Origin of the sequence: Pauljensenia sp. UMB9872 (assembly GCF_030212665.1) — a bacterium.
In the GTDB taxonomy this organism is placed as follows: domain Bacteria; phylum Actinomycetota; class Actinomycetes; order Actinomycetales; family Actinomycetaceae; genus Pauljensenia; species Pauljensenia turicensis_B.
Genome location: NZ_JASOER010000020.1, coordinates 1 through 19,321, shown reverse-complemented (window position 1 = coordinate 19,321; position 19,321 = coordinate 1). Strand labels below are relative to the sequence as shown.

The window sequence follows — 19,321 nt, the reverse complement described above, 5'->3', positions numbered from 1 at the left end:
TCTTCGATTACTTGCGGTGTGGGGGATGGTCGTAACGACCATCCCCCACACCGTTGCATGACCTTTAGCTTGAAACTGAGAATTAACCGTTGAAGATATTGAAATCTTCGGTGGAGAGTGTGCCTGAACGTAGCTTCTCAAAGAAATCAGGGGCTGTTGTTCCTTCAAGAAGGACAGCAGAGGTGCCCATATCAGTCTGATAGTTAACCTCGTCGATTGGGGGCGCGCCGATCAATCCGTTATTCGATGCAGAGCGGAACGCCAAAACAAGCTTCGCAACATCGACAACGGACGAATCCTCATCAACAGTGAAAGACTCAGAGCCAGCTCGTTCAAGGCGCAAAGTACGTGCGGGGTTAACAAATGTTCCGATGCTTGCGGACTTGTCAATAACTTTTGAAATCACCTGACGCTGTCGCTCGGCACGACCAATATCGCCCTTCGGATCCGAGTAGCGCATACGTGAGAAGGCTAGGGCTGTCATCCCATCAACGTCGCTACATCCAGCTTGCCAGACAAGCCCAGAAGGATCATCGCTGACATCACCGTCGAAACATACATTGATTCCGCCAACGGCGTCGACAATATTCGCAACACCACCCATGCCGACCTGAACATAGTGATCAACGTGCAATCCGGTCAGATTTTCAACTGTCTGTGTCAGCAGATTTGCTCCACCATATGCGAAAGAAGCATTGATCTTGTCCCAGCCATAACCGGGGATCTCCACGTAGCTGTCGCGCGGGATGGAGAGGGCTGTTGCTTGACCATTCTGAGCGACGTGAATCAACATAATGGTGTCCGAGCGATCATTCTCGTCGAAACCATCCTGAACTGCGCCGTCTGCGCGGGAGTCAGATCCCGCTAAAAGATAGGTTGTGCCGGGCGTATTCGCTCCGCTTGTCAAAGCGTTTGTTCGACCAAGGTGAGAATTAGCATCCCACACCAAAAAAGCTCCCCACGCAACGATCAGAACAAGAAGGGCGACCACAAGGGAGACGAGTTTGCGCCCCCAATGAGCAGAACGCTTCTTTGGTACTACAGGGTGACGAAGCGACGCTTTCGAAGAGAGGGCGTTCGTTGATTGGCCCCGCGGTTGAAAGCGTTGAACAGAAGACGTGGTTGTCGACATGCCACGTTGGCGAGATTCCTGAGTACGTGGAGCATGAGTGATCTCGCCACGCTTCGACATCGTGCGATCCGGAGTATAAGCAGGGGGATTCGCTGTTTGCCGATGCTCGCTTGAAGCTGAGTTTCGTCCCACGCGATGTTTGCGTCCGGGAGCAAAAGATGGGGGAAGATTTTCAGCAGGTTGGTCAGCGGTTGTTGGGAGCAAAGAGCGCTTCGGCATCTGTTCATCTGCTGATTCTGATCCGATTCGCCACGCCTGTGGTTCGGCATCGTCTGCCGCAATACCGCTGACACGAGGGCGTTCACGGAGCCGAATAACGGGGCGCTGAAGAACCTGATCCTTCGAATCTGATCCCGATGCTGAGGACGAAATAGCTCGCTGTTCGACAGAGAGGCGAGGAATGCCCGGAGAATCAGGGTGGCGTGTCTCGCCATTCACCTTCTTTACATCCGCGCGTGTAGGACGCTTGCGACCAGACGAAGGGACGAAAGAGGGAAGTTCGGTGCTCATCGGTTCGGGGGACAGGTTGCAGGGACAGATTGAGCGGTGTCGGTGGAAGCAGATGATGCAGTATCTGACACGGCAGTCGTGTCGGATACATCTTGTTCTTCAATGACTCCGCCGGAAGAGGAGGAAGAAGCATGAGCAACTGATTGAGTGGAATCAGCAGTGTCGTCTTCATATGGGATCGTCATTTGAGCCCCGGTCCCGTCTGTGTACTCTGTACCTCCCGGTAGTTGAGTGTCAGCCGCTAATGCCTGCCACAGCGGTCGCGAAAGGTGTTCAATCTCAATCACTCGGTTGGGATCCTCGGGGGCTTCAGCCCACGGCATCGTTGTGAAGCGAATGTTCGATGCCTGCAATTTCAGCATGGAAGCAAACAGACCGGCATCAGCGTTAATGTCGCCGAAATTCGGTGACACTGTAAGAGAAGCAATTGCTGCCTGAACGAAAGAAATCAGGGCGGGAAAATCGGTAATAAAGTTTCGGGAGAAAAGTTCACGAAGCGCTGCCGCGATCAGCTGTTGCTGGCGTCCAATACGAGAAATATCTGAACCGTCGCCGACATTTTTACGAGCGCGCGCGTACGCTAGCGCGCTATTCGCATCGAGGTACTGGCACCCTGCCTCAAGATCGAGACCGGATGCGGGATCGTACATTTCTTCAGGAATATCTAGCCACACTCCACCGACAGCATTGATCAACCCTTTAAAGCCGGTGAAGTCAACAACAATGAATCCATCAATCGTTAAACCGGTCAGTTCTTCGACTGTTGCTTTGGTGCAGGCAACGCCACCTGCCAGATCGTTTGTACCTGCTCCCATTGCAAATGCCGAGTTAAACATTCCGTAGTACGACGATGTGATCGAACCATCTGAACGCATACACGAAGGGATATCGGTCAAAAGATCACGGGGAATGGAGACAAATGTGACTTCCGAACGATCGGCGGAAATATGGGCGATCATCGTCGTGTCGGACTGAATCGTCGTCAGTTCTTCGGCGTCACCGTAGTCAGAGCTTTGGTTATAGCGTGAGTCGACACCGGAGACAAGAATATTGATCGGTTGCCCCACGTAAGCATCGATGAGCTTCATTGGTTCTGGTTTGGTGGATTGAGGTGCCTCAAGCGCGGAAATATCCAGTGACGCGTTCTTCACCTGATTGGCAAAGCTCCGATAGACGAAAGCCGCGGTGGAGCCAACGAATAGCGTCACGGTCAAAAGAGATGCGAGCACGGTTCGTAGAACACCAAAACGGAAGGGGTTCCGCGCAGCGTGCTGAACCAGGTTTGCCCGATTCTTCAACGTTTTTTTACTCATCGGTGTTGATCGTAGCGTGAATAGAAGCGTTTTTGGCGGTTGGGCACCCAAAAGTGGCGTTTTTAATCGCCTGTGTTGTGCAGAGTGCTACTTGCCTCACGTGAGGGATTCCCAGGCTCGTCGTTGGCGTGAGTATGCGTCGTCAGAGGGGATTCGTGCGAAGGCGGGGCGGTGCGAAGCGCGATTTGGCGGGCAAGGAGAGTGATTCGTTTTTCCAGCGCCATGGAATTGCGATACGACGCGCTCATCTGGGCGAGTACGCAGATAATGAGGGCGTAGACCAAAAGGTTAATGCCCCGTTCTACACCGACAACCCGCGCAATCTGGTTTAGAAGTGGCGGATACAAGAGTGTGATGATGGCAAAGATAACGATGACGAGGATCAGTAGTCGTTGCACGGCGAGATGCGATTGGCTTTGAACTGGGCGAACCAGTAGCCACGTGACAAGGGCAAGACCGATGATCAGTAGGGCGCGGATAAGGAAATACTCTGTCATCATCGCTCCCACATAAGATCAACAAGAATATTGACGCCGTTTAAAAGGGATTGTCCCTTAGCTTGTGAATAGTCCGAATACGTGATGTGGACCGGGTACTCAGCATAAGGCAAGTGAGTGCGTGCCAACTGAGAATTAATCTCTGAGGCGTGTGCCATTCGGTTGTGATTCAGTTGCACCTGGCTAAAAGCATCACGGCTTAGAGCTCGAAGCCCGTTGTGTGCATCTGACAGACGAAGTCCCCCGAGTAAACCGGAAATGAATGCCACTGTTTTGAGAGCAAGGCGACGTCGTAGCGGGACGGACTTGCCGTGTCTTTCTAAGAAACGAGATCCAAGCACGAATCCCAGCTGATTCTCTTTCCCGTATTCCACCATTGAACGAGCATCTTTCGGATCGTGTTGACCGTCAGCATCAAAAGTGACAATCCAACGCGCCGATGTGTGAGTCTTCACCCATTCGATTCCTGTTTGCAGAGCTGCGCCCTGACCAAGGTTGATCGGGTGGGTAATGACAGTGGCTCCATGTGAGCGGGCGATCTTGGCAGAGTTGTCGTTTGACCCGTCGTCTACACAGAGAATCCGAGAAAAATAAGGCATCAAAGCATCGATAACGGTGCCGATCATCTGTCCCTCGTTGTACGTAGGGATGATGATCCACGTATCGTCATCAATCCTCATGATCGCTATTCTCGCACTCTTATATGCAGTGTGGCGACGTGAATGTATGGGGATGAAGAGCATTGATGGGAAAGAAACGTCGCCGGTACAGTAGGAGCGTTGCCTATGAAAGGACGACCGGTGAGTATTCAAGCAAGCGCGGATGTGAGCAAGAGCGCCTCTGTTCCGTCTTCGTGCGCGGTTTGGCATTGCGCTCAGATTCGCGAGGCCGCGATTTTGGGCGAGAACTGCATCATCGGTCGTGGCGTGTATATCGGCGAAGGCGTCAGGCTGGGAGCTAACTGCAAAGTTCAGAACTATGCCTTGGTGTACGAACCTGCCCTATTGGGTGACGGAGTTTTTATTGGGCCAGCAGTCGTCCTGACAAACGATCATTTTCCACGAGCAGTGAACATAGATGGCTCCATCAAATCTGCTGATGATTGGCAACCTGTTGGCGTCACAATTGGTGATGGAGCTTCGGTGGGCGCGCGAGCTGTTGTGGTTGCTCCCGTCTCAATTGGTCGTTGGGCGATGGTTGCAGCAGGCGCTGTTGTTACACGAGATGTTCCAGACTATGCCCTTGTCGCTGGTGTTCCTGCCCGACAGATTGGCTGGGTAGGAACGGCTGGCGTTCCACTGAAAGAAATTGAGGGGCAACCGTCGCGTTTGCGTTGTCCCAAAACAGGTGAAACCTACACTGTCGTTGGCGATACTGTCCTGACGAAAGACGATGACTGATGCCTGAAATGATTCCTGCCGCTCATCCCCTGATCGGTGAAGAGGAAGTAGACGCTGTCTGCCGAGTTTTACGTTCGGGAATGATTGCCCAGGGTAAAGAAGTCGCCGCATTTGAAAACGAGTTTTCAGCTCAGCTTGCTGGTGGCGCCAGCGCCGTTGCCGTTAATTCAGGAACTTCTGCGCTTCATCTGGGCCTTCTTGCATCGGGGATCGGCGTCGGCGACGAGGTTATTGTTCCGTCGTTTACTTTCGCAGCAACGGGTAATGCAGTTGCACTCGCCGGGGCAACGCCTGTTTTTGCTGACATTGATCTTGACACGTTCTGTCTGAGTCCCGCTTCGGTTGAAAATGCAATCACCGAGCGAACGAAAGCTATTATGCCGGTTCATCTCTATGGTCATCCGGCGCCGATGAATGAGCTGAAAGCGCTTGCGGACAAATATTCGCTTATGCTCTTTGAAGACGCAGCCCAAGCGCACGGGGCCCAGCTTCATGGTCAATTCGTTGGAACATTTGGAGCATTTGGAGCTTTCAGTTTCTATCCGACGAAGAACATGACATCCGGTGAGGGTGGCATGGTGACGACAACGGATCAGACGATTGCACGAAACGTTCGTCTTTTGCGTAACCAAGGTATGGAACAACGGTATGCGAATGAGCTGATTGGCTTGAACAACCGCATGACTGACATTCATGCGGCAATCGGGCGGGTGCAATTGACGAAAGTCGGACAGTGGACCAAGCAACGTCAAGCTCATGCCACATTCTTTGACACTCATTTAGAAGGAGTAATTGTTCCTCGTGTCGCCAAGGGAGCGACTCACGTATATCACCAGTACACGATTCGTCTGATTGATACTGATCGAGATCGTTTCATGAAGGCATTGGCTGAGGAATGGGGAGTGGGAAGCGGAGTGTATTACCCGATTCCGAATCATAGGCTTGAGTCATTGAAACCCTATGCGCCATCGACCGAACTCGACAATACGCTTCGCGGTGCACGCGAGGTATTGTCGTTGCCCGTATATCCATCCTTGACCGACCAGCAACGTGAACGCATCGTTGAAGCTGTCAACACGCTTGCTCGCGCTGGGGTGTGAGGTTTCGATGACTATTCGTTTGGGCATCCTAGGCATTGGCTCAATGGGGCGCCATCACGTTCGTATTGCTCGACAAACCGATGGAGTTGAACTGGTTGCCCTTGTTGATCCGGCAGGAGATCGCTTTGGTGTCGCCAATGGCATGAAAGTTCTGCCCGGCGTTGATGACATGATTTCCCAAGGTATCGATGCGGCGATCGTTGCTGTACCGACGGTGTTCCACGAGCAAGCGGCACTGAGCCTTGCTGACGCTGGTGTTCACACATTGGTTGAAAAGCCACTTGCCGCGTCATACGAAGCGGGCAAGAAGATCGTTGAAGCATTCGATAATGCTGGTGTTATCGGTGCTGTTGGCTATGTTGAGCGCTGTAACCCTGCGCTTATGCAAATGCGCCAGCGCATTGCTGACGGTCAGCTTGGAAGAATCTTTCAGATTTCAACCAGGAGGCAATCACCTTTCCCGGCGCGTATTTCCGACGTCGGGGTAGTGAAGGATCTGGCAACGCACGACATTGATCTTGCACAGTGGGTGACGGGGAGCAGCTATCGGACAGTCTTTGCCCAAACGGCGTATCGTTCGGGGCGCGAAGATGAAGATATGCTGGTTGCTTCGGGCTGTTTGGATAATGGCATCTTGGTCAACCACCAGATCAACTGGCTTTCTCCCTATAAAGATCGCACGACGATTGTCGTTGGAGAGAAGGGAGCATTGGTCGCCGATACTGCGATGGCGGACCTGACGTTCTATGAAAACGGCTCGACGCGTGTTCAGTGGGATCAAGTGGCAGCTTTTAGGGGGGTCAGTGAGGGAACAGTGACTCGCTATGCGATTGATAAGCGTGAACCTCTTGTTGTTGAACTGGAGAACTTCCGCGATGCGATCAACGGTATTGGGGCGAATCATGTTTCGATGCGTGAAGCTTTAGAAACCTTGCGAGTCACGGAAGCGATACTGGAGTCTGCTCGTGAAGGATGCGCGGTGACCCTGTAACAAATAGGGGGCTCAATGGTGTGACACCGATGAATTCACATTGTTTCCATTAACAACATGTGTCACACTAGCAACATCTGTCACCGTGTTTTGGAGTAATTGTGCGCCGATTGTCTATTGTGTCGCTTCTGAGTGTGGGCGCGTTCACTGTTGCCTTTGCCCTTCAGTCATCGACGCCTTCGACTACTACTGACTTAGTTCTTCCCTCTGACATGGATGTTGCTCCTGCCACGGTTTCCATTGCTGATATTGACGGCATGGAAGACATTGCTGAAGCTCCCATGGAAGAAAAAGTCGCTCCAAGTGAATACGGAACTGGCGAAAGTGAAGATCCGTTCCTTGTTGAGGTTGAACAGCGCTCTCTTTACAGTGCTTCCGAGGTAGTTCCCGAAGAGAACGAAGAATCTGTTCTGCACGTCGCGTCTGATCTTCCTTCAGGTGTTGTTATTGCCGGTGTTGTGTTCGAAGACGGTGTTAAAGGAGGCGCAGTCACGATCGCATACCGAAGCGAAGCCGATGGTATGTGGTCTGACTGGACAGACGTCGAACTTGAGGATGCTGTTGCTGAGACAATGACGCAGAGCACGAATCCCATTTATCTTGAGGATGCCTCGAAAATTGAAGCTGTCGTGAAAGCGGCGCCTGGCACTGATACTGATGTCCAGGCCCTGGGGAACGTTCATATGGCCGTGGTGTACACCGAAACCCAGGAAAATGAACTTGGCTCTGATTCTTCGTTGAAGAAGGTTGACTTTAAGGAGCAATCAGACGCGCGTGCAGTGAATACTGTTTTACGAGGTGCTTCGTACAACACTGGAATGCAGGGACTGAATATTTTGTCCCGTGGAGAATACGGTCTGCCGCGGTCGTCAGGTTGGACTCTTGAAGCGATTAAGCCTCAGGGTGTTGTTATCCATCACACTGCCTCGGCAAACGACTACTCCAAGGCAGACGCCGCGGCGGTGGTGAAGGGGATTTGGAATTTTCACGCTAACGTGAATGATTGGGGTGATGTGGGCTACCACTTCCTCGTTGATCGCTATGGCACCGTATACGAAGGCCGCGAAGGATCTTTGACTGGCTTCTACGAAGGCGGTCATGCCTACGGCGCGAACACGAACACGCTGGGCATTTCTGTTGTCGGAAATTTCGTCTACGAAGAACCGCCATATGCAGCTCAGAATTCCGTGGCAAAGGTTGCTGCGTGGCTGTTTAAACGAATCGGTATCGAGGATCCCTACAAGGGCATCTGGGTTCAGGGTCAGCCAGCCGGTGGTCGTTGGATTCCAGCATTGTCGGGCCACCGTGACGTTGGGGGAACAGAGTGCCCAGGTCAAGCGTTCTATGACAAGCTTCCGCGTCTGCGTAAGGTTGTTGCCAGCCTCGTTAAAGGCAACAACGCGTGGATTGACGGAGCAGGCAATGTTCAGGAGAGGCCCAGAGCTGTTTCCGCTGAAGGCGGGCGTCTTTCGGGCGCAGACCGTGATTCCACCGCAGTTGCCATTTCGCAAGCGCGTTTCCCCTCGGGAGCGACGACAGCCTATCTGGTGAACCGTCTGTCGCCGGTTGATGCTATGGCTGCCGGCGTTGTTAAAGACGGACCAATTCTCTTCGCTTCGCGCGGGGGAGTGAAGCCTGAAACAGTCAACGAAATCCGGCGCCTTGGTGTTTCAAAGATCGTCATGGTTGGTGGAACTGGAGTCTTGCCAGATTCGCTCTGGAACTCGCTCCCGGGTGTTTCTCGAGTGCGCTTGGGCGGAGCTGATCGTTTTGATACTGCTCGTCGTGTTGCTTCATACGTGTTTCCCACGAGATCCGCAGCGGTTTACGTTGCAGATGGCTTGGGTGTGAACGGGGTTGGTTCAGCTGACGCTCTGGTTGCTGCGAACGCCGAAGACGGGCCGATTCTCTTGGCGAAGCCGGGAGTTGGCTTGGATAGTGCGTCTGCTTCTTTGGCATCAAAGCTGGGTGGAAAGAAGTATCAGCTGGGCTCGGTGTCCCTAGCTGCTGGCGCCACCTCGCTCGGAGGGACAGATCGCTACTCCACGTCGGTTGCTTCAGCGCGTCACTCGTATCCGACAAAGCCTTCAATTGTCTATCTTGTCCGTGGCGATGTTTTCATGGATGGTGTTGCATCAGGCACCCTCACCGATGGTCCTCGTCTGTTGACCGAAACCGCTTCATTGCCCTCCAGTGTCTGCGACTACTTGAAGGACGTTAAACCCAAGAAGGTTGTCGCTCTCGGTGGAACCGGTGCCGTTTCAGACGAAGTTCTCATGAAAGCCCGGATGTGCGCAGCTAGATGACCAGAAACAGCAAAGTGGGCGTGTGAGGAATACTCCTCACACGCCCACGGTGTTTTTTCGGTAAGTCGCTCGCTCACAAGGCTCACGAGTGTGTGAGTTGACTGTAGATATCCCGTAGTTGCTTGGTTGCGCGTGTGATACTGCGATTCTCTTTGACCCAGCGTGACGCACGCTGAGCGCGTTCTTCGCGCTCAGACTCGTTCATGCTCAACAGGGCTGTCATCTGGGATGCAAGGGATTGCACATCATGCTCCCAGGAGAGATGGTCACTCCACGATGGCGCGACCATTTCAGGAGTTCCGCCGACCCGATTCGCGATAACGGGGGCCCCGCACGCTTGCGCTTCAAGAAGGACAAGTCCGGCGGCTTCGGCTCTACCGTTCGTTGTCCGGGTTGGGAGTACGAGGCCGGTCGCGCAACGCATCCACGTGCGGACCTCTTCCTTTGTTGCGCGCCCGAGCACGTGAATTGATGGGTCGGTGGTCGCGGCCTCGTCGACTTGAGAACGCAGCGGCCCATCTCCGATCAGGACAAGGTGATGGGGGTACGAACTACTCAGGGAATCATGAGCGGAAAGCAGGGCGGGCACCCCTTTGAGCTCGCTCAGCGCTCCGACGAAAAGCAGGACTGGATCATCGGTGGCAAACGGAGATCGTTCGCCGGCGATGGAAGAAGTGGCGGGAGTCCACCAGTTGGTATCGACACCTTGGTAATGAACAGTCAGTTTGCGGGCATCTGCTCCAGATTGAACAGCTTTGTCAGCAAGGAACTGAGAGACGGCGAGCAACTGTGTAGATTGATGGAAAGCAGCCTCAATATTGAGGTCATTCCAATATGCCCCAGCTCTTCTAGGTATAGAGGGAAGATGGATTCCAAGGTTGGAATGATGATAGGCATCCCCGCCGTGCAAGGTTGTCACCAGTGGAACACCGAGCTCGCGTGATGCTCGAGCCGCTGGAAGAGACCACGTTGCCTGCTGTTGATGAATGATGTCGGGGTGGCTGGCAACAATCATGCGTGTCATGGCGTGCCCATACGCCCATTTCGCAACGTGTTGAACTGTAGGAGCAAGACGATCAGGAACCACCTGGAGAACAGGAATGCTCATCGATGGATCATCGATGTACGCCGTACGAGTCACGATGGTCCAGTCGATATCCGACATTGCGAGTGCATGGGAGGTGGCAAAATACGTGGGAGGAATCGACAGGGTACCTTTGGCAAGCGTGACTTTCATTCGGTATCTGCCTGTTCGACGGTCATGGGCGCCACGCCACTAGTGCTTGGCGTAACGGGGAGAGACTCCGGATTATCAGACTTATCCCAGACTCTAGCAACGCGAACCGTGAGCGCGATGAGGCCGGCAAGTAACAGTGCCTGGACGTTGGAGACAACCCAGAGGGTGGTGACGATCGAAAAGCCTGCACCACCCATGATATGGATGATTCCAAGGGGAATCGCCGCATACATGCACGCGAAAGCGAGCATCAGACCTTGCCTGTCTGTGACAACGAAAACCGTTGAAATCGGCGATGTCACGACATTGAGCAGAAGCCAGGGGACGAGGGCTTGAGCAATCAGCCCAGACTGTTCCCAACCGACCCCCAAATACCAGGGGAACAACGAAGGAGCGATCAAGGCAAGCAGAACGAAGGGGCCGATGGAGGCAAAGAAGGATAAACGGATCGACCTGAGGACTGTGGCCAGCAGTGTTCCGCGGGGTGCAACAGCGAGGGAACGATAGGTCACTTGAGAAACTGCGCTGGTAATCAGAGCTACGGGCGCCTGCATGAGGAGCCACGCTTTGGCAAACTGCCCCTGCGGATCAGCTGAATACCACACGCCAATCAGCAGGACGATTCCGTTGACTCGCACAGCATCAACCAACACATTGGGAGCGTTAAGTAATGGCATTCGCCGGTAGCGGCGCAGGAGTTGCTTCGTGGTGCGTCCGCCAGTCTCGGGCGCGACGAGGCTCGATCGGCCACGATACAGCAGAGCAGAAGTAGAGAGGATCTGCCCGAAGAACTGGCTGAAAATCTGACCCGTTAGGGGAGATAAGCCAGCAAACGGGGCTCCGATGCGGCTCAACTCAATACCGGCAGAATTGAGCACCCTATTTGATGAAATGGCTGAGAATCGTTCGAGCCGAGTGAGCCAGTAATTCATCACTGACGTGACGGAAAGGCACATGACAACAATGCCTGACCAGCCAAGAATCCCTGCCAATTCCTCGTGGTTTAAAGCGCGGGAAATGGGGCGGGCAAAGATCCAACAGAGTACGGACGTCAGCGCTGCAACGATGGATGTCAGCGTGAGCGAAACGCGGACAAGGCGTCGCGCCTCGTTGTCACGGGCGGGAAGCACGATTGCCATGTCGTATCTGCCAGCACTCACGCCTGCGACAATCTGAGGAACAGCAAGGAATGCAGCAAACGATCCAATATCTTCGGGAGTATAGAGACGCCCGATGATGGGGGTTGTCACAAGGACAATCAGCTGTGCAATGACGGTTCCCGTCAGAAGCGTCGAAATATGTGCCAGCTGAGGATGCTCAGCTCGCATTCGACGCAGGATAGACGGACCCATACGTGCAATTGTGCCATTACGGTGCCTGCTTGGAGTATCAGGGGAGAGTGCTGCACACTTAAAGGGTGAAACGACGACGCTCACCATCGCGATCACAGGCTTGTGTCGTTATTGCGACTCGTACTTTTACGCCTGATCCAGCGGCCGCGGCACTTCGCTTGAGTGCTCTCGCTCGTGCCCTGCATGCGCGCGGGGCTAAGGTTCGTGTTTTCACCTCAAAGCCCGAAAAATCACTGCGGAGCCTCCCGCTCCCATCGTGGATGAACGATATCGACGTCAGGCGCTGGCCGGTTCTTCGCGACGCAACGGGAGCAGTACGCGGATACCTTCCCTACATGTCTTTCGACCTTCCGCTCTTTTTCCGCCTGCTCACGGCGAAACGCCCAGATGCAGTGGTCAACGAACCGCCACCAACCACCGGTCTTGTTACCGCTATGGCATGCGGTATACGGCGTATTCCTCACATTTACTTTGCAGCGGATATCGTGTCGGACGCAGCACGCGCCCAAGGAACCACTGGACGTGTCGTTGACGCGGTGACGTGGATGGAACGAACCGCTATGAAGCGAGCAACGGCAGTCATCGCCGTATCCCAAGGCGTCGCGGATCGAGTCCAGGCCATTTCAGGTCGGGAAGCGGTCGTCGTCCCCAATGGCATTGACACGACCCGCGATGAAACAAGCGACGGCGAATTGAGTGAGGATCGTGGCCTCGTCCCCGAAGGATTCCCCCAAACCTCAGGCCCCGTCTTCCTCTACGCGGGCACAGTCGCCCAGTGGCTCGCTCCGGAGATCTTTATCGACGCGTTCGAAAAGGTGAAGGAGAAGCTTCCGGAGGCGCGCCTTGTTTATTTGGGGCAGGGGAGTGCGTGGGCGAAGTTGCGCGATCGCGCTCGCGGGATTGCTGGAATTGAATTCCACCCAACTGTCAGCGCCGAGGAAGCCCAACGCTGGTACGCGCTCGCCACTGCGTCGCTTGCCTCGATGAAGCCCGGCGCCTACGACTACGCATATCCGACGAAGATTTTGTCGTCCCTTTCAGCGGGAACTCCTGTTATTTTTGCTGGTCCCGGGCAGGCTGCACTCGACGTGGCGGAAGCAAACCTGGGGTGCGCAGTTGATGTAGATGTTGATGCGGTGTGTGATGCGATGGTTGAGTTGGCAACCCTTGATGACAGTGATCCGCGCTGTGATCGTGCGCGTTTACATCGGTGGGTTGTGGACAATCGCTCTGTCGCAGTGTCGTCTGTGCGAGTCGCCGATACGGTGCTCGGCGTGGCGAATGCTTAGCCCCTACACAACGCCAAGCATGTCGCACATAATTGCGCGCGCAACTTCTGCTTCCTTCTCAAAGCAGAGCTCGGGTGCGGCGGTGTGCGAAGCCTGTTTGAATTGGTCAACCACTTCTGGTGTCAGCTGGCGCAGGGAATCAACGATTTGAGGAACCTCGTACCCGGAGGAGATGACGCCCAGCTCGTGTTCTTCGAGTAAAGCGGTCATTTCAATGCTCGGCCCAATTGACAGAGCAAGACGCGCCTGCACAAAATCGAAGAACTTATTGGGTAGCGTGAGGCGCGCGTTTGTTGTCACCGGTGGCATCCAGAATGCGCCAATGTCGTAGGCGTTCAAGGTAGCCGGCAGGTGCGCGGGAGCGACAGGATCGTGGAAACGAACGAGGTCCGAACCGGATGCTCGCGCCTTCAATTCTTTGAGATAAGCGCCCTTATCGCCACCGGGCACCAAGTACAGATCAAGGCTGAAATCACCGTCCGTAGCCAGGGTTGCGTCAATCGTTGTTTCGAGGCTACGCCCGGGTACTGCCGCACCCGAATGGACGATGCGTAGTGGCCTGTTTGTAGGAGTAGCCGATGCCGTGAGGTCTGCGAAAGGAGCGGCATTACGCATGAGCTGCGGGCGAACACCATAACGGTGCTCGTAGAGCTTCGCAATTTCGGTGCCAACCGTCGTCGCATGCGCGATCCTGGGAAGATAACGCTCACAGACCGAATCGATCCACGGCGCAACAAGAATCCTCCACGCTGCAACGTGGGTGCGCTCTCCCGGCGCCCACTCGTGCAGGTCAGCCCAGATCGGTGCAGACTGGGCGGCCTCGTACGCAAGCGGAAGAGCGCGCGCATCGTTGGCGATCACTGCGTCAAAGTGACGTGCCCGTAAGTTGTCAATGACTGCGCGTGTACCGGGGGCTGCCAAGTCCGATGCGCGGTGGCAGTGAAGTGCCAAGCGCACAACTCCCAGTGGAGTTTGGGGTAACGAGGCTGCGCCTGCTGGGATTTCAACATGATGCGTGGAATAGGGCGTCGCAGGACCGTATCCGCAGGTCGTGACGTCACCAAACTCAGCAACGACGCTGAGCTGACGCAGTACGCGGGCATCGCGCATAAGCGGAGAAAAAGAGAGGACCAGAATCTGGGGACGCGACATGGCATTCATTCTATCTATCTGGCGCGTGCGCCCACGGATACCGGCGCTCCGCGCGTGAATCAGGATAGTCACCCCTTCTTCAGCGCATACTTGATGGCGAACAGAGCCCTGAAGGAGTACCCATGCGTATCGCTGTTGTTGCCCTCGGAAAAATTGGACTGCCACTGGCCGTGCAGTATGCAATGAAAGGGCATGACGTCATCGGCGTCGACGTGAATGAAACCACCGTTGACCTGGTGAATAAGGGTGTCGAGCCTTTCCCAGGTGAAGCGCACCTTGATGAATACTTGCGTGATGTTGTTGCTTCAGGGGGTTTGCGTGCGACTTCGTCGTATGAAGAAGCGATTCCCGGCGCTGACGCTGTTGTCCTTGTTGTTCCGCTTTTCGTTAATGACAAGACGTGGGAGCCGAATTTCGGCTGGATGGACGATGCGACGCGCTCGCTGGCCACCCATCTCACTGAGAACACTCTTATCTCCTACGAGACCACGCTACCTGTGGGTACAACCCGCAACCGGTGGAAGCCGATGATCGAGTCGATTTCGGGATTGAAGGAAGAGAAAGACTTCCATCTTGTCTTCTCACCCGAACGTGTGCTGACCGGCCGAGTCTTTGCTGACCTGCGTAAATACCCGAAGCTGGTTGGTGGGCTGAACGACGCGGGAACAGCAGCGGGCATCGCTTTCTATGAAGCGGTTCTCGACTTTGATGAGCGCGCTGACCTGCCTTACCCCAACGGGGTCTGGGATATGGGAAGCGCCGAGGCTGCAGAGATGGCGAAACTCGCTGAAACCACCTACCGCGATGTCAACATTGGCCTGGCTAACCAGTTTGCAGTCTATGCGGACAAAGTGGGGATTGATATTGAGCGAGTGATCGACGCGTGCAATTCCCAGCCCTACTCGCATATCCACCGTCCGGGTATCGCAGTGGGAGGACACTGTATTCCCGTCTACCCGCGCCTCTACCTGTCGACCGACCCGGATGCATCAATCGTGCGCACTGCGCGTTCCTACAACGCGACGATGCCGGAATACGTGGTGTCCCGCGCGGAGTCTGTGCTGGGTTCGCTAGCGGGGCTACGAGTTGCGGTTCTCGGCGCCTCGTACCGCGGAGGAGTGAAAGAGACGGCCTTTTCCGGCGTGTTCGCCACGGTCGATGCTCTGCGCGCTCGAGGGGCAAACGTCGCCGTCCATGATCCGATGTACTCAGACGATGAGTTACGAGGCTTCGGGTGGAAGCCGTATCATCTTGGGACTGATGCGTGCGACTGTGCCATTGTGCAGGCAGATCACGCGCTGTACCGCACGCTAACCCCAGCGGATTGCCCAGGAATTCGTCTGCTACTCGATGGGCGTCGCGTGACCTCACCCGAGTGGTGGGCGGGAGTGCCACGCGTTGTTATTGGTGAATAACGTGCCAGAAAGCCGATGGAGTGCACGTATCCGCTTCGTTGACATTGGCTGAGAATATGTGAAACGCACAAAAATGCGTGACATCACCACGTCACGTGTTCATAATTGTTTGCATAAGACTCGTGTTTGAACATGAGTCTCGGAAAACAATTCTTGAACGGATGGCTGATGTCTGCACCACTGTCACACGCACAATTCGATGTTCTTTACGCAGTGAGCTGTCACGAAGGAACGCTCACTCAGCGTGAAATCCAAGCAATGACGGGTATGTCATTAGGACGTGTGAACTCGGCTGTTCGTGAACTTGAAGCGAGAGGATATCTTGCGGCCCGTCAGATCACTGACGCTGGCCTGGAAGCTCTCGCGCCATATGCTGTCGATAACGCAGTCATTATGGCAGCAGGTCTCTCATCACGTTTCGCCCCCATCTCCTACGAACGACCGAAGGGGACCCTGCGTGTTCGCGGAGAGGTTCTGATCGAACGCCAGATCGAGCAGCTCCACGAAGCCGGAATTACAGACATCACCGTCGTTGTCGGTTACAGGAAAGAATACTTCTTCTATCTCGTCGAAAAGTACGGCGTGAAAATCGTTGTGAACTCCGAATACGCCACGCGAAACAACAATGGTTCGCTGTGGTTGGTACGCGACAAACTGGCCAATACCTACGTCTGCTCGTCCGACGATTACTTCACCGAGAATCCTTTCGAATCCCACGTTTACCACGCCTACTACTCCGCCCAGTATGTTGAAGGCGAGACCGATGAGTGGTGTCTGACGACCGGTGGCGGCGGTCGTATTACCGGCGTTGACATTGGCGGACATGACGCGTGGATTATGCTGGGCCACGTCTACTTCGACCGTGAATTCTCAGCCACGTTTGTGGAGATCCTTGAGCACGTTTATCACCTTCCAGAAACCACCCCGAAGCTCTGGGAACAGATCTACGTCGACAACATCAAGCAGTTCTCGATGGTCATTCGCAAATACCCTGCTGGCCTGATTAACGAATTTGATTCTCTTGATGAACTCCGCTCTTTTGACCCGTTCTTCATGGAGAATGTTGACTCCGAGATTTTTGACAACATCACGGCAACATTGAACTGCGACGTGAATGACATCCAAGATGTCTACCCCCTCAAGCAGGGAATTACTAATCTGTCATGCCACTTTGCCGTGGGAGACAAAGAGTATGTCTATCGCCATCCGGGTTTAGGAACTGACAAGATCGTGGACCGCCAAGCTGAAAGCGAAGCACTGAATCTGGCGAGTGAACTGGAACTAGACTCGACATTCCTTGCTTCCAACCCGATTCAAGGATGGAAGATCTCTCGCTTTATCCCCGATTGTCGCAACCTTGACGTGACGAATCCCGACGAGCTTTGTCGCGCGATGCAGATGTCCCGACGCCTACATGACAGTGGGAAGACTCTCACTCGCAACTTTGATTTCGTCACTGAAGGTCTGCGATACGAAGAGATTCTGAAACAGTTTGGTCCCATCGACGTTCCTGGATATGAGGAGCTTCGCACCAAGGTTCTTCGGCTGAAGACACACGCCGATGCGGACAACTTCCCCCTGGGTCCCAGTCACAACGATTTCTTCAACCTGAACTTCCTTGTTTCTAAAAACGGGCATCTTGACCTGATCGATTGGGAATATGCGGGGATGTCCGATATCGCAGCTGACTTCGGAACAATGGTCGTCTGCACGACCGATCTCACCGATGAGCTTGCTACCCAAGCCCTCGAATACTATTTCGGTCGAACACCCACCCCAACCGAACACCGTCACTTCTGGTCATACGTTGTCTTTGCTGGGTGGTGTTGGTACATCTGGTCGCTCGTAAAGGAAGCAGAGGGCGACAACGTCGGTGAATGGCTGTACATCTACTACTCGCACGCAACCGGAAAACTCAACGAATTACTTGCTGCGTACGAGAACGCCGAGCTGGATAACTGAAGAGGAGACACGCAATGAAGTGGGGTATTTTTTCGGGTGCTCTTTGGGGCTTGGACACGTCAATCTTGGCTCTCGCATTGGTCTTTGTTCCGTTCCTCGATGCGTCAGAATCATCGCTTTCATCAGCGCTACTGCACGATGTGACAGCCGCCCTGGTTCTGCTTGTTTATATGGGCCTGAGAGGTCGTCTGCATGACTCCTTAGTTGCGGTGAAGACTCAATCGGGTCGAGCCGTCATGCTCGGCGCATTGCTGGGTGGTCCGTTCGGTATGACCGGGTACCTGATTGCGATCAACCACATCGGGCCGGGCTTTACGGCCATCATTTCCACCTTCTATCCGGCCGTGGGTACCGTTTTGGCGTTCGTATTCCTGAAAGAACGTATGAGCCCCAAGCAGATTATTGCTTTGCTCTGTGCTCTTGGAGCCATCGTGATGATCGGCTATTCGTCCACGCAGACGGTTACCGAGGGCAACCCTGTCCTTGGCGTCATTGCCGCTCTTGCCTGTGTTTTTGGTTGGGGCTCCGAAGCTGTCATTCTCGCGTGGGGAATGCGTGACGATGCCGTCGACAATGAGACTGCCCTCCATATTCGTGAAACAACATCGGCGCTCGTGTATGTCATTGTTGTTGCCCCGATCGCGGGGGTCGTCGGGTTTACTCTCCGTGCAATCCCGACGGCGGGAACTGGCGTGATCGCGATTGCCGCAATCGCCGGAACGGCTTCGTATCTCTTCTACTACAAGGCAATCGACACAGTCGGCGCCTCACGAGGAATGGCACTGAACATCTCTTACTCTGCGTGGGCGGTGATCTTCGCATTCCTTTTGCAGGGAACCGTTCCCAGCGTCCTACAGATCGTGTGCTGCGTGGTTATCTTGGTGGGCACGGTTCTGGCTGCTACGCCGAACTGGAAGGAACTGTGTTCGCAGTTCAAATAGAATCCTGGTCAAATAGACGTGGCCTCCCTGTCTGTGAACTGTCCCCCGGAAGTTGGACTGATTTATTCAGTTTTTCTTCCGGGGGATTTGTATGCATCCGAGATCTACGTTGACTTATGAGCAGCGTGCGGTGCTGGTGGGTTTGTTTGAGCAGGGTTTTGGTTACAAGAGTGCGGCTAGGCAGGTTGGTGTTGCTAAAAAGCCGGCCAGGAATTTGTATGATCGCTGGCAGATTCGTGGCAGTGTTGTACTTGTGAGAAAACCAAACACTAGTGTTTATCCTTTTGAAGTCAAGCGTGATGCAGTGTTGCGTTTCCTTGCTGGTGAATCTCGTGGGAGTATTGCTAAAGATCTTGGACTATCCAGGCCAGATTTAGTGAGGAAATGGGCTCGGATTTATGAGCAGCAAGGTGAGGACGGGTTACGTCCTAAACCTAAAGGCAGGCCTGCTAAGTCTGGGTCTAAACCGAGTAAGCCTTTGTCTGAGACTGAGCAGTTACGCCGTCAGGTGGAGTATTTACAGGCGGAGAATGCTTACCTAAAAGCATTAAGGGACTTGATGTGCAAAGAGCAATAACTCGTACCCGAGTGGTTGCAAGTCTCAAGTCCCAGTATCGTCTTGCGGATTTACTGAGAGTGTCCGATTGTTTGTGTGTGGGGGCTTGGTTTATAAATACTGAGCGAATCGGTTGGGGTATGCCACAGTTAGTTGGTTGATGGCTTG

16 protein-coding genes are annotated in these 19,321 nt (G+C 54.2%); 9 read left to right on the top strand and 7 right to left on the bottom strand.

Features of this window, described 5'->3' with window-relative positions:
- Positions 1 to 82: 82 nt before the first annotated feature.
- The 4 genes from QP109_RS08045 to QP109_RS08030 all read right to left on the bottom strand — a co-directional run bounded on the left by QP109_RS08045 (position 83) and on the right by QP109_RS08030 (position 4,132).
- A complete protein-coding gene (locus tag QP109_RS08045; RefSeq protein WP_285024269.1) occupies positions 83 to 1,642 on the bottom strand; it encodes an LCP family glycopolymer transferase in 1,560 nt (519 codons plus the stop codon).
- The gene (locus QP109_RS08040) at positions 1,639 to 2,955 is read right to left on the bottom strand and encodes an LCP family protein (RefSeq protein ID WP_285024268.1); all 1,317 of its coding nucleotides are present in this window, start codon (positions 2,953 to 2,955) and stop codon (positions 1,639 to 1,641) included. Before QP109_RS08040 ends, QP109_RS08045 begins: the two co-directional genes overlap by 4 nt.
- 62 nt (positions 2,956 to 3,017) lie before the next feature.
- Positions 3,018 to 3,455: a DUF2304 domain-containing protein gene (locus QP109_RS08035; protein ID WP_285024267.1), complete on the bottom strand. Its 438-nt coding sequence runs from the start codon at positions 3,453 to 3,455 to the stop codon at positions 3,018 to 3,020.
- On the bottom strand, positions 3,452 to 4,132 hold the full coding sequence (locus QP109_RS08030; RefSeq protein ID WP_285024266.1) for a glycosyltransferase family 2 protein: 681 nt from the start codon (positions 4,130 to 4,132) through the stop codon (positions 3,452 to 3,454). Before QP109_RS08030 ends, QP109_RS08035 begins: the two co-directional genes overlap by 4 nt.
- 105 nt (positions 4,133 to 4,237) lie before the next feature.
- On the opposite strand from QP109_RS08030, the gene QP109_RS08025 reads away from it, so the two are divergent.
- The 4 genes from QP109_RS08025 to QP109_RS08010 all read left to right on the top strand — a co-directional run bounded on the left by QP109_RS08025 (position 4,238) and on the right by QP109_RS08010 (position 9,249).
- Positions 4,238 to 4,852, top strand: coding sequence for an acyltransferase (locus QP109_RS08025; protein WP_285024265.1), 615 nt, complete (start codon positions 4,238 to 4,240; stop codon positions 4,850 to 4,852).
- Complete coding sequence (locus QP109_RS08020; protein WP_285024264.1) at positions 4,852 to 5,952, top strand: DegT/DnrJ/EryC1/StrS family aminotransferase; 1,101 nt, start codon at positions 4,852 to 4,854, stop codon at positions 5,950 to 5,952. Before QP109_RS08025 ends, QP109_RS08020 begins: the two co-directional genes overlap by 1 nt.
- Positions 5,953 to 5,959: 7 nt before the next feature.
- Positions 5,960 to 6,943: a Gfo/Idh/MocA family protein gene (locus tag QP109_RS08015; RefSeq protein ID WP_285024263.1), complete on the top strand. Its 984-nt coding sequence runs from the start codon at positions 5,960 to 5,962 to the stop codon at positions 6,941 to 6,943.
- 101 nt (positions 6,944 to 7,044) lie between these two features.
- Positions 7,045 to 9,249 carry a cell wall-binding repeat-containing protein gene (locus QP109_RS08010; protein WP_285024262.1) on the top strand — a complete coding sequence of 735 codons (2,205 nt, stop codon included), beginning with the start codon at positions 7,045 to 7,047 and terminating at the stop codon, positions 9,247 to 9,249.
- 82 nt (positions 9,250 to 9,331) lie between these two features.
- On the opposite strand, the gene QP109_RS08005 is transcribed toward QP109_RS08010, so the two are convergent.
- On the bottom strand, positions 9,332 to 10,486 hold the full coding sequence (locus QP109_RS08005) for a glycosyltransferase (protein WP_285024261.1): 1,155 nt from the start codon (positions 10,484 to 10,486) through the stop codon (positions 9,332 to 9,334).
- Positions 10,483 to 11,838, bottom strand: coding sequence for a lipopolysaccharide biosynthesis protein (locus QP109_RS08000; protein WP_285024260.1), 1,356 nt, complete (start codon positions 11,836 to 11,838; stop codon positions 10,483 to 10,485). The genes QP109_RS08005 and QP109_RS08000 overlap by 4 nt, the downstream gene beginning before the upstream one ends.
- Positions 11,839 to 11,903: 65 nt before the next feature.
- Here QP109_RS08000 and QP109_RS07995 point away from each other — a divergent pair, with 65 nt between their 5' ends.
- Positions 11,904 to 13,127: a glycosyltransferase gene (locus tag QP109_RS07995; protein WP_285024258.1), complete on the top strand. Its 1,224-nt coding sequence runs from the start codon at positions 11,904 to 11,906 to the stop codon at positions 13,125 to 13,127.
- Between the two features lie 3 nt (positions 13,128 to 13,130).
- Here QP109_RS07995 and QP109_RS07990 read toward each other — a convergent pair whose 3' ends face one another.
- Positions 13,131 to 14,279, bottom strand: coding sequence for a glycosyltransferase family protein (locus tag QP109_RS07990; RefSeq protein ID WP_285024257.1), 1,149 nt, complete (start codon positions 14,277 to 14,279; stop codon positions 13,131 to 13,133).
- A 122-nt stretch (positions 14,280 to 14,401) separates the two neighbouring features.
- On the opposite strand from QP109_RS07990, the gene QP109_RS07985 reads away from it, so the two are divergent.
- The 4 genes from QP109_RS07985 (at position 14,402) to QP109_RS07970 (ending at position 19,174) form a co-directional block, all read left to right on the top strand.
- Positions 14,402 to 15,694, top strand: a complete 1,293-nt coding sequence (locus tag QP109_RS07985; protein WP_285024256.1) for a nucleotide sugar dehydrogenase — start codon at positions 14,402 to 14,404, stop codon at positions 15,692 to 15,694.
- 132 nt (positions 15,695 to 15,826) lie between these two features.
- The gene (locus QP109_RS07980) at positions 15,827 to 17,656 is read left to right on the top strand and encodes an NTP transferase domain-containing protein (RefSeq protein WP_502929290.1); all 1,830 of its coding nucleotides are present in this window, start codon (positions 15,827 to 15,829) and stop codon (positions 17,654 to 17,656) included.
- Between the two features lie 14 nt (positions 17,657 to 17,670).
- On the top strand, positions 17,671 to 18,597 hold the full coding sequence (locus QP109_RS07975) for a DMT family transporter (RefSeq protein WP_285024255.1): 927 nt from the start codon (positions 17,671 to 17,673) through the stop codon (positions 18,595 to 18,597).
- Between the two features lie 91 nt (positions 18,598 to 18,688).
- Positions 18,689 to 19,174 (top strand): helix-turn-helix domain-containing protein, encoded by a 486-nt coding sequence (locus tag QP109_RS07970; RefSeq protein ID WP_285024254.1) that lies wholly within the window; start codon positions 18,689 to 18,691, stop codon positions 19,172 to 19,174.
- The last annotated feature ends 147 nt before the right edge of the window (positions 19,175 to 19,321 follow it).